Here is a 15481-nt window from a genome sequence, read left to right on the forward strand (position 1 = left end):
TTTGTACTTTGCCATATCATTAATAAATACTCTCTTTTGGATACCAAAAAACCGAATAAATTAAAGATTTTAAATGATCCTATTTATGGATTTATACAAATACCAAGTACTTTAATTTTTGATATTATAGAACACCCTTATTTTCAGCGTTTAAGAAGAATAACTCAAATGGGTTTTTCTAACTTGGTTTATCCAGGTGCAAATCATACACGTTTTCATCACGCAATTGGTTGTATGCATTTAATGCAAAAAGCAGTTAGAGTTTTACATTTTAAACAAATTGCTATTTCTAAAGAAGAAGAAAATGCATTGTATGTAGCTATATTGTTGCATGATATTGGCCATGGAGCTTTTTCCCATGCTTTAGAACATAGTATTGTTAATGGAATTTCTCATGAAGAAATTTCTTTAAAATTTATGAAGAAATTAAATGATGAATTTGATGGACAATTAGATTTAGCCATTCAAATTTTTGAAGGAAAGTATCCACGTAAATTTTTATGTCAACTGATTTCTAGCCAGTTAGATATTGATCGATTAGATTATTTAAAAAGAGACAGTTTTTACACTGGAGTTACAGAAGGAAATATTTCATCAGACAGATTAATAGCGATGATGAATGTAAAAGATGATGAATTAGTTATCGAAGAGAAAGGAATCTATTCTGTAGAAAAATTCTTGATTGCTAGGCGTTTAATGTATTGGCAAGTGTATTTGCATAAAACAGGTTTAGTTGCAGAAAATATGCTGGTAAATGTTTTAAAAAGAGCCAAAGAATTAGCAGAAGAAGGAGTGGAATTGTTTGCAAGTTCTTCTTTAAAATATTTTTTATACAATCAAATTACTGAAGAAAACTTTAACGAAGAAACATTAGTGATGTTTTCTAGACTAGATGATTATGATGTTCTTTCTGCAATAAAAGAGTGGGAGAATCATGAAGATAAAGTACTCTCTTTATTGTCAAAAATGATTATTGATAGAAAATTATTAAGAATTGAAATTCAGCAAAAAGAATTTAAAGAATCAGAGATTAAAATGGCTCTTAAAAAAGTCTCAAAAAATCTAAAACTTTCTGAGAGTGAAGCTAAATTCTTTGTTTTTACAAAAAGAATCAAAAATCAAGCTTATCAGCAAGAAAAGCCTATTTATATTCTAAGTAAAAAAGGAAATTTAAAAGATATTGCTAAAGCATCTGACCAATTAAATTTACAAGCACTTACAAATCCTGTGATAAAACATTTTATTTGTTATCCAAAGTAGCAATGATATTAGCCAAATCACTATAAATTTTATATTTTTGCGTCTAATGAAATTTACAGCAAAACAAATAGCAGATATTTTAGAAGGTGACATCGTTGGAAATTCTGATGTGGAAGTTTCTAAATTATCTAAAATAGAAGAAGGAGAAGAAGGTTCCTTAACCTTTCTTTCGAACCCAAAATACAATCCTTTTTTATACACTACAAAAGCTTCTGTTACTATAGTAAATAAGAGCTTTCATCCAGAAAAAAAAATTAATACAACGTTAATAAAAGTAGAGAACGCTTATGAAGCTTTTTCTAAAATATTAGCGTTTTATAATGAAGTTAAAAATAATAAAATAGGTAGAGAAGCTCCTCATTATATCTCAGATTCAGCAAAAGTTGGCGAAAATGAATATATTGGTGCATTCTCTTATATTGGTGAAAATGTAGTTTTAGGTGAGAATGTTAAAATTTATCCCAATTCATATATAGGTGATAATACTAATATTGGTGATAATTCTACCATATTTTCAGGAGTAAAAATTTATTCTGAATCGCAAATTGGTAAGAATTGTAAAGTTCACTCAGGTTCTATTATTGGTTCTGACGGATTTGGTTTTGCACCAGATAAAAATGGAGAATATAAAGCGATACCACAAATTGGTAATGTTATTATTGAAGACAATGTAGATATTGGTTCTGCTTGTACAATTGATAGAGCTACAATGGGTTCTACAATTATAAGAAAAGGAGTTAAGTTAGATAATCAAATTCAGGTTGCTCATAATGTAGAAATTGGGAGTAATACTGTAATTGCTGCTCAAACAGGAATAGCAGGATCAACAAAAATTGGTGAGAATTGTATGATTGGAGGACAAGTTGGTATTTCTGGTCATTTAAAGATTGGAAATAATGTGAAAATTTTGGCTCAAGCAGGAATCTCAAAAGATTTAAAAGAGAATGAGATTGTGAATGGATCACCAGCATTTAAAATACAAGATTTTAATAAAAGTTCTGTTTATTTTAGAAATTTACCTAAAATGGCATTGAAAATTAATAATTTAGAAAAAGAGTTGAAGACTCAAAAATCAACCATAAATGAGTAAGAAACAAAAAACGATTCAGCAAGAAGTAAGTTTATCAGGTGTAGGTATTCACACAGGTAAAACAGTGAATATGACCATTAAACCAGCACCTATAAATCATGGTTTTGCATTTGCCAGAATAGATTTAGAAGGTTCGCCAATTATAGCGGCAAAAGCTGAATATGTTGTTAATACACAAAGAGGAACAAATTTAGAGAAAAATGGTGTTCAAATTCAGACTTCAGAGCATGTTTTAGCAGCTGCTGTTGGTTTAGATATTGATAACCTTTTAATAGAATTAGATTCTTCTGAACCACCAATTATGGATGGTTCTTCGAAATACTTTGTAGAAGCTTTAGAAAAAGCAGGAATACAAGAACAAGAAGCAGATATTGAAGAATATGTTGTAAAAGAAATTATTTCTTATAAAGATGAAATAACAGGAAGTGAAATTATTTTAATGCCTTCAGATGAATACCAAGTTACAACAATGGTAGATTTTGGTACTAAAATTTTAGGAACTCAGAATGCAACATTAAATAAAATTTCTGATTTTAAAGAAGAAATTGCTGATGCAAGAACTTTTAGTTTTTTACATGAAATAGAAATGCTTTTAGAAAACGATCTTATTAAAGGTGGTGATTTAAATAATGCCATTGTTTATGTTGACAAAGAATTGTCTGAAGGAACAATGGAAAAATTGAAAAAAGCTTTCAATAAAGAAGATATTACAATTAAACCTAATGGTATTTTAGATAATCTTACTTTACATTGGGCTAATGAAGCTGCTAGACACAAATTATTAGATGTAATTGGTGATTTAGCTTTAGTTGGTATTAGAATTAAAGGAAAAGTAATTGCTAATAAACCTGGGCATTTAATAAATACACAGTTTGCTAAAAAATTATCAAAAATTATAAAACAAGAGAAGAGAAATAATGTTCCTTTTTACGACTTAAATTTGCCTCCATTATTAGATATTCATCAAATTATGGACATTCTTCCTCATAGACCACCTTTTTTACTAATAGATAGAATATTAGAACTTTCTGATAAGCATGTGGTTGGTATGAAAAATGTAACAATGAATGAGAATTTTTTTGTGGGGCATTTTCCTGGAGCACCAGTAATGCCCGGTGTTTTACAAGTTGAAGCGATGGCACAATGTGGGGGAGTCTTGGTTTTAAATACAGTACCAGATCCAGAAAATTATTTGACTCTTTTTATGAAGATGGATAAAGTGAAATTTAAACAAAAAGTATTACCTGGAGATACTCTTATTTTTAAATGTGAATTAATTTCCCCAATTCGAAGAGGAATTTGTCATATGCAAGCGTACGCTTATACTAATGGTAAATTGGCAACAGAGGCTGAATTAATGGCACAAATCGTAAGAAAAAAATAATTATGAATCAACCTTTAGCATACGTCCATCCACAAGCAAAAATTGCAAGAAATGTAGTAATAGAACCTTTTACTACAATTCATAATAATGTAACTATTGGTTCTGGAACTTGGATTGGTTCTAATGTAACCATAATGGAAGGCGCAAAAATTGGTAAAAATTGTAGGATTTTTCCTGGAGCAGTTATTTCAGCAATTCCTCAAGACTTAAAATTTGATGATGAAGAAACTACTGTAGAAATAGGTGATAACGTTACTATTAGAGAATGTGTTACCATAAACAGAGGTACTTCAGATAGAATGAAAACCAAAATTGGAGACAATTGTTTAATTATGGCATATTGCCATATAGCACATGATTCTTTTGTTGGTAATAATTGTATTTTCTCAAATAATTCAACTTTAGCAGGGCATGTTACAATTGGTGACAATGTTGTTTTAGCTGGTATGGTTGCTGTACATCAGTTTGCTTCTGTAGGTAAACATGCATTTGTAACTGGTGGTTCTTTGGTTAGAAAAGATGTACCTCCTTTTGTAAAAGCAGCAAGAGAACCTCTTTCTTATGTTGGTATTAACTCTGTAGGTTTAAGAAGAAGAGGGTTTACAACAGAAAAAATAAGAGAAATTCAAAATATATATAGAATTTTATTTCAAAAAAATTATAATAATTCCCAAGCAATTGCAATTATAGAAGCAGAAATGGAAGCAACTCCAGAACGTGATGAAATAATACAGTTTATTAAAGATTCGCACAGAGGAATTATGAAAGGATATTATAATACTAATTAAAAAATAGAAATGGCAACAACATCAGACATTAGAAACGGATTGTGTATTAAGTACAACAATGATATTTACAAAATTGTAGAATTTTTACATGTAAAACCAGGTAAAGGTCCTGCATTTGTAAGAACAAAATTAAAAAGTGTTACCAATGGTAAAGTGGTTGATAATACTTTCCCTGCAGGTAGAAAAATTGATGATGTTCGTGTAGAAACTCATAAATTTCAATATTTATATAGTGAAGGAGATACTTATCATTTTATGAATGAGCAAGATTACTCTCAAATTCAATTAGAAAAAACGGCTTTAGATTCTCCAGACTTAATGAAAGAAGGAGAAGTTGTTACTATAATTATAAATTCTGAAGACGACATGCCATTATCTGTTGATATGCCTGCAAGTGTTATTTTAGAAGTTACTCATACAGAACCTGGTGTTAAAGGAAACACTGCTACAAATGCAACAAAACCTGCAACTGTAGAAAGTGGAGCTACTGTTAATGTTCCTTTATTTATTAATGAAGGAGATAAAATTAAAGTAGAAACTACCAAAGGTACATATCAAGAAAGAATTAAAGAATAGTTTCTGATGTCTAAAACAAGGGAAGAAATTAATCAAACTGAAAAAGATTACTGGAATGAAGGTAAACTTGAAAGAAGTAAGATTAAAAAATTAAGAAGACATGCTTTTTTTTACTCTTATAAAAGAGAAAAGAAAATTTTAAATAAACTTTTAGAAGATTTTAATGGACAAGATGTTTTAGAAATTGGTTCTTATACTTGGGCTTCTTGGTTTACAGAAAATATAAAACCCAAAAGTTTAACTTGTATTAATATTTCAGAAGTAGAATTAGAGTCAGGAAAAAAACATGCTATTTCTAAATCATTTCCTATAAAACATCATTTAATGGATGCAAATGCTTTAACTTTTGAAGATGAATCTTTTGATATTGTTTTTGGTGGAGCTATTTTACATCATTTAGATATTGAAAAATCTATTGGTCATGTTCATAGAGTTTTAAAACCTGGTGGAAAAATTGTTTTTCTAGAACCCTTAAATATGAATCCTTTTTATAAGATTTATAGAAAACTGAATCCAAAAGAAAGAACACCAGATGAACATGCTTTAGTTTCTTCAGACTTTAAAATTATTAAAGAAAAATTTACTTTTGATCATTATTTTTTCGATTTCTTTAGTGTTTTATTTGGTTTTATGTCTCTTAAATTTTTTGGTGATAAAAATTACGATAACTGGATTAACAAATTAGGATCTAATTTAGATGTGTTTTTCTCTAAAATTCCTTTTTTACATTCTCTTTTTGCAAGAGTAATTATTTATGGTAGTAAAAAATAGATTTTAATGAAGTTCAAAAAAAAGCAAACATTACTTCAAATTGCTTCATTATTAGAAGTTGATTTTATTGGTGATAAAGAATTTGAAATTTCAGGAATCAATGAAATTCATGTTGTTGAGGCTGGAGATATTGTTTTTGTAGATCATCCTAAATATTATGATAAAGCATTAAATTCTGATGCTACTACAATATTAATCAACAAAAAAGTAGCATGTCCTGAAGGGAAATCTTTATTAATTTCTGATGATCCTTTTCGTGATTTTAACAAAATAACAAATCATTTTAATCCTTTTATAGCATCCAAAGTGAGTATTTCACATTCTGCAGTAATTGGAGAGAATACAACTATTCAGCCAAATGTATTTATTGGAAACAATGTTTCAATTGGTGAAAATTGTGTAATTCATCCAAATGTTGCTATTTATGACAATTCAGTAATTGGAAACAATGTAACAATTCATGCAAATACTGTTTTAGGAGCAGATGCATTTTATTATAAAAATAGACCAAAAGGATTTGATAAATTGATTTCTGGTGGAAGAGTTGTTATAGAAGATAATGTAGATTTAGGTGCATCGTGCACAATAGACAAAGGTGTCACTGGAGATACAACGATTGGAAATGGAACAAAAATAGACAACCAAGTTCATGTTGGTCACGATACTGTTATTGGGAAAAAGTGTTTAATTGCTTCACAAACAGGTATTGCAGGTTGTGTAATTATTGAAGATGAAGTAACGATTTGGGGACAAGTTGGTACAAATAGTGGAATTACCATAGGTAAAGGTGCTGTAATTTTAGGTCAAACAGGAGTCACAAAATCTGTTGTTGGAGGAAAAAGTTATTTTGGAACTCCAGTATCAGAATCAAGAGAAAAATTAAAAGAAATGGCAGAAATAAAACGTTTTTTAAAAGATAGAAAGAATTCATAAAAATTCTTTTTTTTTAAAGAATCTATAAACTATTTTTGCATAACAATATAAAATATCAAACAAATGAGTGTTTTAGTAAATAAAAATTCAAAAATAATAGTTCAAGGTTTTACTGGAAGTGAAGGTACTTTTCATGCTGGTCAAATGATTGATTACGGAACCAATGTTGTTGGAGGTGTAACTCCAGGTAAAGGAGGTCAAGAACACTTAGGTAAACCAGTTTTTAATACAGTGAAAGAATCTGTAGAAAAAGTTGGAGCTGATACTTCTATAATTTTTGTACCACCAGCTTTTGCTGCTGATGCAATTATGGAATCTGCTGATGCAGGAATTAAAGTAATTATTTGTATTACTGAAGGAATTCCTACTGCAGATATGGTAAAAGTAAAAGCATATGTAGATGATAGAGATTGTACATTAGTTGGTCCTAACTGTCCAGGAGTAATTACTCCAGATGAAGCTAAAGTTGGTATTATGCCAGGTTTTATCTTCAAAAAAGGAAGAGTTGGTATCGTTTCTAAATCTGGAACTTTAACTTATGAAGCTGCAGATCAAGTTGTAAAACAAGGATATGGTATTACTACAGCAATTGGTATTGGTGGAGATCCAATTATTGGAACTACAACAAAAGAAGCTGTAGAATTATTAATGAATGATGATGAAACTGAAGCAATTGTAATGATTGGTGAGATTGGTGGAAATTTAGAAGCTGAAGCTGCACAATGGATTAAAGCTGATGGAAATAGAAAACCAGTTGTTGGTTTTATTGCAGGACAAACAGCACCAGCAGGAAGAACAATGGGACATGCAGGAGCAATTGTAGGTGGAGCTGATGATACTGCACAAGCAAAAATGAAAATATTAGCAGAAAATGGAGTACACGTTGTAAGTTCTCCTGCTAAAATTGGAGAAATGATTGCAGAAGTATTAAAATAAAAAGACATTTTTTAAAAAACTGTTAAAGTTTTATAATTATATAGTGTATAATCCGTTGAATTTGTAAATTCAACGGATTTTTATTTTAACCCAAATTAATAATTATGAAAAAAATTAAATTGCTATTAATTAGCTTTTTATTAGTTGCAGCTGTGAGTTGTAAAACTGATAAAGAAAAAAGTTACGAAGTTACTTCACAAAATGATTCAAATGGACTAAGATATGAATCCGTAGAAAACGATCCTACAGGTTTACGTTTATACACATTAGAAAATGGTTTAAAAGTATATTTAAGCCAGAATTCTGATGAACCAAAAATTCAGACTTATATTGCTGTTAGAGCAGGTTCTAATTACGATCCAAAAGAATCTACTGGTTTAGCTCACTATTTAGAGCACATGGTTTTTAAAGGAACTCATAAAGTAGGGACTGCAAATTGGGAAACTGAAAAAACCTATTTAGATAAAATTTCTACTTTATATGAACAACACAGAGCAGAAAAAGATGCAGATAAAAAATTAGCAATCTATAAAGAGATTGATGAAGTTTCTTTAGAAGCGTCTAATTATTCAATTGCAAATGAATATGATAAAATGACTGCTTCTCTTGGTGCCACAGGTACAAATGCATACACATGGTTTGAACAAACTGTTTATACAAATAAAATTCCTGCAAATGAATTTGATAAATGGGTGAATTTAGAAGCAGAACGTTTTGAAACTTTGGTTTTACGTTTGTTTCATACAGAATTAGAAGCTGTTTTCGAAGAGTTTAATCGTGGACAAGACAATGATTTTAGAAAACGTTATGCAGCAATGTTAGATGGTTTATTTCCAAATCATCCTTATGGACAACAAACGACTATTGGTACAGGAGATCACTTGAAGAATCCTTCAATGATAGATATTCATAACTATTTTAATAAATATTATGTACCTAATAATATGGCTGTTGTTTTAGTAGGTGATTTTGAGTTTGAACCAACAATTAAAAAAGTAAATGATGCTTTTGGGAAGTTTGAAAGAAAAGAATTAACACATCCAATTTTACCAAAAGAAGAAAAAATAACTTCACCAATTATAAATGAAGTTTTCGGACCAACATCAGAATCTATTTCAATTGCATTTAGATCTCAAGGTATCAATACTGAAGAAGAAAAAATGGTGACATTGTGTGATATGATTATGGCGAATGGAAATGCTGGTATTATCGATTTAAATTTAAATCAAAAACAATTAGTACAAAGAGCAAGTTGTTCTCCTACTTTTTTAAACGATTATGGATATCATTCTTTTACAGGAAACCCAAAAACCGGACAAACCCTAGATGAAGTTAAAGAATTATTATTAACTCAAATAGAAAAATTGAAGAATGGTGAATTTGAAGATTGGATGATTGAAGCTGTTGTGAACGACTTAAAATTAAGTCAGACTAAACAGTATGAAAACAATTCAGCTTTAGCTGATACTTATGTAAATGCTTTTATTTATCAACAAAACTGGTCTCAAAGAGTTAAATTCTTAGATGATTTAAAGAAAATTACGAAAGAAGAGTTAGTTGCTTTTGCAAAGAATTTTTACCAAGATAATTACGTAGTAACATATAAAAGAAAAGGAGAGGATAAGAATATTGTAAAAGTTGCAAACCCGGGAATTACTCCAGTAAATTTAAATAGAGATAAGAGTTCAGATTATATAAAAGCATTCAATAAAAAAGAATCTGAAGCTTTACAACCAAAATTTATTGACTATAAAACTGCAATTAAAGAAACTAAAACAGAAAATGGAATTAAAGTTTCTTATGTACTAAATGAAAAAAATGATTTATTTGATATGAATATCATTTTTGATATGGGTAGTGATAATGACAAAAAATTAACTTTAGCTGCTGGATATTTAGAATATATTGGAACTGACAAATACACAAATGAAGAAATTAAAAAAGAGTTTTACAAATTAGGTATTTCTTATTACGTTAGCACTGCAAGTGATAAAACTTATGTTGGTTTAAACGGTTTGAAAGAAAATTTACCAAAAGGATTAGAATTACTAGAACACCTTTGGGATAATGCAAAAGCAGATAAAGAGGCTTATAACAAATATGTAGAAAAAATCTACAAAGGTCGTCAAGATGGAAAAACTCAAAAAGGAAATATTCTTTGGAATGGTTTAATGAATTATGGTAAATATGGTGAAGATTCTCCATTAAGAGACATTATGCAAATTGATGAATTAAAAGCGATAAATCCTGAAGAATTAGTAGCCCTTGTAAAAGATATGAAGAATTACAAACAACGTATTTTCTATTATGGAAAAGATGTAAATACAACTGTTTCTTCATTAAATACACACCATAAAGTATTTGGAGATTTAAAAGAATATCCTGTTGCAAAAGAATACAAAGAAGTAGAAACTGGAGGAAACGTATTCTTTACCAATTATGATATGGTACAGACAGAAATGATGTTTTTAGCAAAAGGAGAACCTTTTAAGCCAGAAAATATGGCAGCTTCAACTTTGTTTAACACGTATTTTGGAAGCGGTTTATCATCAATTGTATTTCAAGAAATTAGAGAATCTAAATCGTTAGCATATTCTGCTTTTGCAGCTTATAGAGGTGCTTCTAAAAAGGATTCTCCTAATTATGTAATGGCGTATGTTGGTACACAAGCTAACAAATTAGAGCAAGCTGTTGATGCTATGATGGAGTTAATGAATGATATGCCAGAAGCAGAAAAGCAATTTAATGCAGCAAAAGAAGCTACTTTAAAGAAAATAGCAGCTCAAAGAATTACAAAATCTAATATTTTTTGGTCTTATGAAAGATTACAAAAATTAGGAATTGATAATGACAATAGGGAGTTAATGTACAATACCATTAAAGAAATGACGATGAAAGATTTAAAAGCATTTTTTAACAAAAATATTAAAGGAGAATCTTATAATGTTATGGTTATTGGTAATAAGAAAGACTTAAATGTTGAATCTTTACAGAAATTAGGAAAAATAAAAGAATTAGAAATCGATTATTTATTTAATTATGTAGATAAAAAAGAAGTAAAACTATAAGTTTTATTCTTAAAAATATTAAAAACTCGTAAGACAATTTTGTTTTGCGAGTTTTTTTATTTTAGTATCTTTGACGCCTTAAAAACAACCAAACAACATGAAATTATTAGAAAATAAATCAGCAATTATTACAGGTGCAACAAGAGGTATTGGACGTGGAATTGCTATTGAATTTGCTAAACAAGGAGCAAATGTAGCTTTTACTTACAGCTCTTCTGTTGATGCTGCCAATGCTTTAGAAGAAGAATTAAAAGCATTTGGTGTTTCTGCTAAAGGATATCAATCTAATGCAGCAGATTTTAATGCTGCTCAAGAATTAGCAAAAGAGGTTTTAAAAGAATTCGGTACTATAGATATTTTAGTAAATAATGCAGGTATTACAAAAGATAATTTGTTAATGCGTATTACTGAAGAAGATTTTGATAAAGTAATTGAAGTAAATTTAAAATCAGTTTTTAATTTAACCAAAGCTGTAATTCGTCCAATGATGAAACAAAGAGCAGGTTCTATTATTAATATGAGTTCTGTTGTGGGTATAAAAGGAAATGCAGGTCAAACTAATTATGCAGCATCAAAAGCTGGTATTGTTGGTTTTTCTAAATCAGTTGCTTTAGAATTAGGTTCTAGAAATATTAGAAGTAACGTAGTTGCTCCAGGTTTTATAGAAACTGAAATGACTGAAAAATTAGATGAAGCTACCGTACAAAGTTGGAGAGATGGAATTCCTTTAAAAAGAGGAGGACAGCCAATTGATATCGCAAATGCGTGTGTATTTTTAGCTTCGGATATGAGTGCTTACATTACAGGACAGACCTTATCTGTTGATGGAGGAATGAGTTAGACTATATTTTTACATATTATAGAAAGCTTCAATTTATAGAAAGCTTCAATATTTTATATGTTGAAGCTTTTTTTTATGAATATAATATCAAAAAAACACCTAATAATATTCCAAATAATGGTACTAATTTTTTACGCTTGTTTTGTTCTTTAAATATAAGTCCTCCAACTACAACTGCAATTAAAATCTGACTTCTTTTTATGGCTGATAAAAGCATTATTAAAGCATCAGGATCTTGCAATGCTTTAAAGTAAAAATAATCTGCTGTTTGTAATAAGATACCAACTGCAGGTATAGACCATCTCCATTTAAATGCTTTTCTTTTTTCTGCATTAGGAAACCATGTAAATGATAATATTATCAATAAAATAAGAATGGTATAAAAACAAAACCAAAATTGTAATGTTTGTGGATTTAAAGTTAAAGTTTGAATAAGAAATTTGTCATACAAACCACTTGAAGCACCTAGAAAAGTAGCCCCAATAATAGCAAAAATCCATTTATTTTTTTTGAAGATAATTCCTTCTTTTTTACCAATTCTAGAATATAATAGTACAGATAATATGATAAGAAAGAAACCTATCCATTGCAAAAAATTAGGACTTTCCTTATAAATAACAATAGCTCCAATAAAAGTAAAAAATGGACCTGCAGAACGAATAGGAGTTACAATTGTTATAGGCAAATGCTTTAATGCTTGATAAGCCAAAACCCAAGAAGAAGCCATTATCATAGATTTTATAATTATGAATCCATGTGTTTTCCATGAAACTTCTGTGATATAAAATCCAATTTTCTGCATATATAAAGGATACCAAACAGAACCCAAATAGAAGGGAAGTAGTAGTAAAAAACCTGCCGAAATCGTTCCTAATAATACAGGAAATACTTCATTGCCTTGTACAGCATGTTTTTTACATAAATTATGTAATCCTAAAAATAAAGCAGCTAAAAGTCCTAAGTACATCCACATAATGCGCGCGAAGATAATAGAAAGGAAAAAACTAAATAGTAAAAGATTAAAAAATAATAAAACTTAGATTTTTACTCCATTATTCCAAATTTTCTTAAGCTACAATGTTTCCATTTTAGATAAGTACAGAAGCTAAATTTTTATCAAAATTTGCTAATTAAAATTTCTATATTAAATCATAATTAATTAATAACCAAATCATAAATAGAAGTGATAAAAAAATAACAATACTACTAAAAAGTTAAGAATAAGTAAAAATTAAGAGTAGAGTTACGTTTTTTAAAAATAATAGAATTTCTTTATAAATAAAAATCTACTTGATAAATGATTGTTTTTCATGTATTTATGTGCTGTGTAAGTGTTTTTAATCACCAGATATAATAACACTTAAGTTATCTAAAAGTAAAAGAGTTTATATTTTTTAAATTATTATGATAAGTATCATAACATAAAAAATAGTTCTGTAATAAATTTGATGAATATAAATATAAGTTATGAATATTTCACATATAGAACATTTAGGTATTGCTGTTGAAAATTTAGAAGAATCAATAAAATATTATGAAACGGTTTTAGGACTAAAGTGTTATTCTATAGAAGAGGTTGTTGATCAGAAAGTGAAAACAGCCTTTTTTTTGGTGGGTAATACAAAAATTGAGTTATTAGAAAGTACTTCTCCAGATGGACCAATAGGTAAATTTATAGAAAAAAAAGGGCAAGGAATTCATCATATTGCTTTTGCTGTACCCAATGCAACAGATGCATTAAAAACAGCTGAAAAACGTGGCGTTAGACTTGTTGATAAAGTTTCTAGAAAAGGAGCAGAAGGTTTAGATATTGGTTTTTTACACCCAAAATCAACATTAGGTGTTCTTACAGAGCTTTGTTCTAAACAAGAATAAATTGAAATAATAAAAAAGATAAGGAAATAATTAGATTTATGGCAAATCAAGATAAAATTAATGAGCTCATTGAAAAAAGAGCAAAAGCGAAGTTGGGTGGTGGAGAAAAACGTATCGACTCACAACATGCTAAAGGTAAATTAACCGCTAGAGAACGTATAGATATTCTTTTAGACGAAGATAGTTTTGAAGAATTTGACATGTTTGTTACTCATAGAACAAAATCTTTTGGGTTAGATAAACAGATTTATCTTTCTGATGGAGTAGTAACGGGTCATGGAACAATTGACGGAAGAGTTGTGTATCTTTTTGCGCAAGATTTTACTGTTTTCGGCGGATCTTTATCTGAAACTTATGCATTAAAAATTTGCAAGGTTATGGATATGGCTATGAAAATTGGAGTTCCTGTAATTGGATTAAATGATTCTGGTGGAGCTCGTATTCAAGAAGGAGTAAGGTCATTAGCAGGTTATGCTGAGATTTTTCAACGAAATATTATGGCTTCAGGTGTTATTCCTCAAATTTCATCGATTTTAGGACCTTGTGCAGGTGGAGCAGTTTATTCTCCTGCTTTAACAGATTTTACTATTATGACAGAAGAAACAAGTTATATGTTTGTTACTGGACCAAAAGTAGTAAAAACAGTAACAGGAGAGGTAGTAACAGCAGAAGAATTAGGAGGTGCTAAAATTCATTCAACAAGATCTGGGGTTTCTCATTTCTTAGCAAAAGATGATGAGACTAATTTATTATTGATTCGTAAGTTATTAAGTTACTTGCCTTCAAATAATTTAGAAGAAGCACCAATACTTCCCTGTAATGATCCTATTGATAGACTAGAGGATGCATTAAATGAAATTATTCCAGAAAATCCAAATCAACCTTATGATATTGTTGATGTAATTTCAATCATAGCTGATAAAGGAGAATTTACAGAAGTTCACAGAAACTATGCAAGAAATATTTGTGTAGGTTTTGCAAGATTTAATGGACGTCCAGTTGGTATTGTAGCCAATCAGCCAAAATATTATGCTGGTGTTTTAGATATAGATGCTTCAAGAAAAGCGGCAAGATTTGTTCGTTTTTGTGATGCTTTCAATATTCCAATTGTAACACTTGTAGATGTACCAGGTTTCTTACCTGGAACAGGACAAGAATATGGAGGGATTATTTTACATGGAGCTAAATTATTATTTGCTTATGGTGAAGCAACCGTACCTAAAGTCACAATTACTTTACGTAAATCTTATGGTGGAGCACATGATGTAATGAGTTGTAAACAATTAAGAGGAGATGTAAATTATGCGTGGCCAACTGCAGAAATAGCAGTAATGGGAGCAAAGGGAGCTGTAGAAGTTTTAGAAGGATCTAACATTCGAAAAATAGAAGATGCTACTGAAAAACAAGATTACATTCAGAAAAAAGAAGATGAGTATACGAAGAAGTTTGCGAATCCTTATGAAGCTGCTAAATATGGATTTATTGATGATGTCATTGAACCCAGAAATACACGTTTCAGAATTATTAGAGCTTTAGAATTACTTCAGAACAAAAAAGAAGTAAACCCTCCAAAAAAACATTCAAACATTCCATTATAATGAAATACTTACTAATAAATACAGATATAATAAGTGAAGGTTACGTTATATTAATTACAGGATTGTTAATTGTTTTTAGTGCATTAGTAACATTAGCACTTTTTTTTAAATATGGATTACCTGTAATGCTTTATGTCTATAAGGTGATTACTAAAAGAAAAGATAAAAAAATTAGTGAAATAAAAAGAACAGCAGATAAAGATTTTACTGGAGAAATTGCTGCAGCAATAGGTACTACTGTTCATTTATACTTGAGTGACCAACATGATCATGAAAGTGCAATTTTAACTATTAAACAAGTTAAAAAATCATATTCACCTTGGAGTTCAAAAATTTACGGAGTTCAAAATAGATTATAAAA

14 protein-coding genes are annotated in these 15481 nt (G+C 29.3%); 13 read left to right on the plus strand and 1 reads right to left on the minus strand.

Annotated features, from left to right (window positions below):
- The first annotated feature begins 36 nt into the window (after positions 1 to 36).
- The 10 genes from PHEL85_RS01840 (at position 37) to fabG (ending at position 11647) form a co-directional block, all read left to right on the plus strand.
- Complete coding sequence (locus PHEL85_RS01840; protein WP_036820305.1) at positions 37 to 1260, plus strand: HD domain-containing protein; 1224 nt, start codon at positions 37 to 39, stop codon at positions 1258 to 1260.
- A 46-nt stretch (positions 1261 to 1306) separates the two neighbouring features.
- Positions 1307 to 2350, plus strand: coding sequence for a UDP-3-O-(3-hydroxymyristoyl)glucosamine N-acyltransferase (gene lpxD / locus PHEL85_RS01845; protein WP_036820309.1), 1044 nt, complete (start codon positions 1307 to 1309; stop codon positions 2348 to 2350).
- The gene (locus PHEL85_RS01850; RefSeq protein ID WP_036820314.1) at positions 2343 to 3734 is read left to right on the plus strand and encodes a bifunctional UDP-3-O-[3-hydroxymyristoyl] N-acetylglucosamine deacetylase/3-hydroxyacyl-ACP dehydratase; all 1392 of its coding nucleotides are present in this window, start codon (positions 2343 to 2345) and stop codon (positions 3732 to 3734) included. The genes lpxD and PHEL85_RS01850 overlap by 8 nt, the downstream gene beginning before the upstream one ends.
- Positions 3735 to 3736: 2 nt before the next feature.
- Positions 3737 to 4522 carry an acyl-ACP--UDP-N-acetylglucosamine O-acyltransferase gene (gene lpxA / locus PHEL85_RS01855; protein ID WP_036820319.1) on the plus strand — a complete coding sequence of 262 codons (786 nt, stop codon included), beginning with the start codon at positions 3737 to 3739 and terminating at the stop codon, positions 4520 to 4522.
- A 9-nt stretch (positions 4523 to 4531) separates the two neighbouring features.
- Entirely contained in the window at positions 4532 to 5098 is a 567-nt protein-coding gene (efp, locus tag PHEL85_RS01860) for an elongation factor P (protein WP_036820322.1), read from the plus strand.
- Between the two features lie 6 nt (positions 5099 to 5104).
- A complete protein-coding gene (locus PHEL85_RS01865; protein WP_036820324.1) occupies positions 5105 to 5869 on the plus strand; it encodes a class I SAM-dependent methyltransferase in 765 nt (254 codons plus the stop codon).
- 6 nt (positions 5870 to 5875) lie between these two features.
- Positions 5876 to 6802, plus strand: a complete 927-nt coding sequence (locus PHEL85_RS01870; protein ID WP_036820327.1) for a UDP-3-O-(3-hydroxymyristoyl)glucosamine N-acyltransferase — start codon at positions 5876 to 5878, stop codon at positions 6800 to 6802.
- 63 nt (positions 6803 to 6865) lie between these two features.
- Positions 6866 to 7738, plus strand: coding sequence for a succinate--CoA ligase subunit alpha (sucD, locus tag PHEL85_RS01875; protein WP_036820330.1), 873 nt, complete (start codon positions 6866 to 6868; stop codon positions 7736 to 7738).
- Positions 7739 to 7842: 104 nt separating this feature from the next.
- Positions 7843 to 10806: a M16 family metallopeptidase gene (locus PHEL85_RS01880; RefSeq protein ID WP_036820334.1), complete on the plus strand. Its 2964-nt coding sequence runs from the start codon at positions 7843 to 7845 to the stop codon at positions 10804 to 10806.
- Positions 10807 to 10903: 97 nt separating this feature from the next.
- Positions 10904 to 11647, plus strand: coding sequence for a 3-oxoacyl-[acyl-carrier-protein] reductase (fabG, locus tag PHEL85_RS01885; protein WP_036820338.1), 744 nt, complete (start codon positions 10904 to 10906; stop codon positions 11645 to 11647).
- A gap of 73 nt (positions 11648 to 11720) precedes the next feature.
- Here the strand turns inward: fabG and PHEL85_RS01890 are convergent, their stop codons facing one another.
- On the minus strand, positions 11721 to 12620 hold the full coding sequence (locus PHEL85_RS01890) for an EamA family transporter (RefSeq protein WP_036820341.1): 900 nt from the start codon (positions 12618 to 12620) through the stop codon (positions 11721 to 11723).
- Between the two features lie 494 nt (positions 12621 to 13114).
- On the opposite strand from PHEL85_RS01890, the gene mce reads away from it, so the two are divergent.
- From mce to PHEL85_RS01905, 3 genes are read left to right on the plus strand one after another with little or no spacing between them, the layout of a single operon-like run.
- On the plus strand, positions 13115 to 13522 hold the full coding sequence (gene mce / locus PHEL85_RS01895) for a methylmalonyl-CoA epimerase (RefSeq protein WP_036820343.1): 408 nt from the start codon (positions 13115 to 13117) through the stop codon (positions 13520 to 13522).
- A gap of 38 nt (positions 13523 to 13560) precedes the next feature.
- Entirely contained in the window at positions 13561 to 15120 is a 1560-nt protein-coding gene (locus tag PHEL85_RS01900; RefSeq protein ID WP_036820345.1) for an acyl-CoA carboxylase subunit beta, read from the plus strand.
- Positions 15120 to 15479, plus strand: coding sequence for an OadG family protein (locus PHEL85_RS01905; protein WP_036820348.1), 360 nt, complete (start codon positions 15120 to 15122; stop codon positions 15477 to 15479). Before PHEL85_RS01900 ends, PHEL85_RS01905 begins: the two co-directional genes overlap by 1 nt.
- Positions 15480 to 15481: the final 2 nt, after the last annotated feature.

Source organism: Polaribacter sp. Hel1_85 (genome assembly GCF_000766795.1).
Classification (GTDB): domain Bacteria; phylum Bacteroidota; class Bacteroidia; order Flavobacteriales; family Flavobacteriaceae; genus Polaribacter.

Bases quoted from the DNA above. Each gene is read 5' to 3' on its own strand.
- PHEL85_RS01870 (WP_036820327.1), top strand. From the start codon at position 5,876: ATGAAGTTCAAAAAAAAGCAAACATTACTTCAAATTGCTTCATTATTA.
- PHEL85_RS01890 (WP_036820341.1), bottom strand. From the start codon at position 12,620: ATGTGGATGTACTTAGGACTTTTAGCTGCTTTATTTTTAGGATTACAT.
- efp (WP_036820322.1), top strand. From the start codon at position 4,532: ATGGCAACAACATCAGACATTAGAAACGGATTGTGTATTAAGTACAAC.
- PHEL85_RS01900 (WP_036820345.1), top strand. From the start codon at position 13,561: ATGGCAAATCAAGATAAAATTAATGAGCTCATTGAAAAAAGAGCAAAA.
- fabG (WP_036820338.1), top strand. From the start codon at position 10,904: ATGAAATTATTAGAAAATAAATCAGCAATTATTACAGGTGCAACAAGA.
- PHEL85_RS01850 (WP_036820314.1), top strand. From the start codon at position 2,343: ATGAGTAAGAAACAAAAAACGATTCAGCAAGAAGTAAGTTTATCAGGT.
- sucD (WP_036820330.1), top strand. From the start codon at position 6,866: ATGAGTGTTTTAGTAAATAAAAATTCAAAAATAATAGTTCAAGGTTTT.
- PHEL85_RS01865 (WP_036820324.1), top strand. From the start codon at position 5,105: ATGTCTAAAACAAGGGAAGAAATTAATCAAACTGAAAAAGATTACTGG.
- mce (WP_036820343.1), top strand. From the start codon at position 13,115: ATGAATATTTCACATATAGAACATTTAGGTATTGCTGTTGAAAATTTA.
- lpxA (WP_036820319.1), top strand. From the start codon at position 3,737: ATGAATCAACCTTTAGCATACGTCCATCCACAAGCAAAAATTGCAAGA.
- PHEL85_RS01880 (WP_036820334.1), top strand. From the start codon at position 7,843: ATGAAAAAAATTAAATTGCTATTAATTAGCTTTTTATTAGTTGCAGCT.
- lpxD (WP_036820309.1), top strand. From the start codon at position 1,307: ATGAAATTTACAGCAAAACAAATAGCAGATATTTTAGAAGGTGACATC.
- PHEL85_RS01905 (WP_036820348.1), top strand. From the start codon at position 15,120: ATGAAATACTTACTAATAAATACAGATATAATAAGTGAAGGTTACGTT.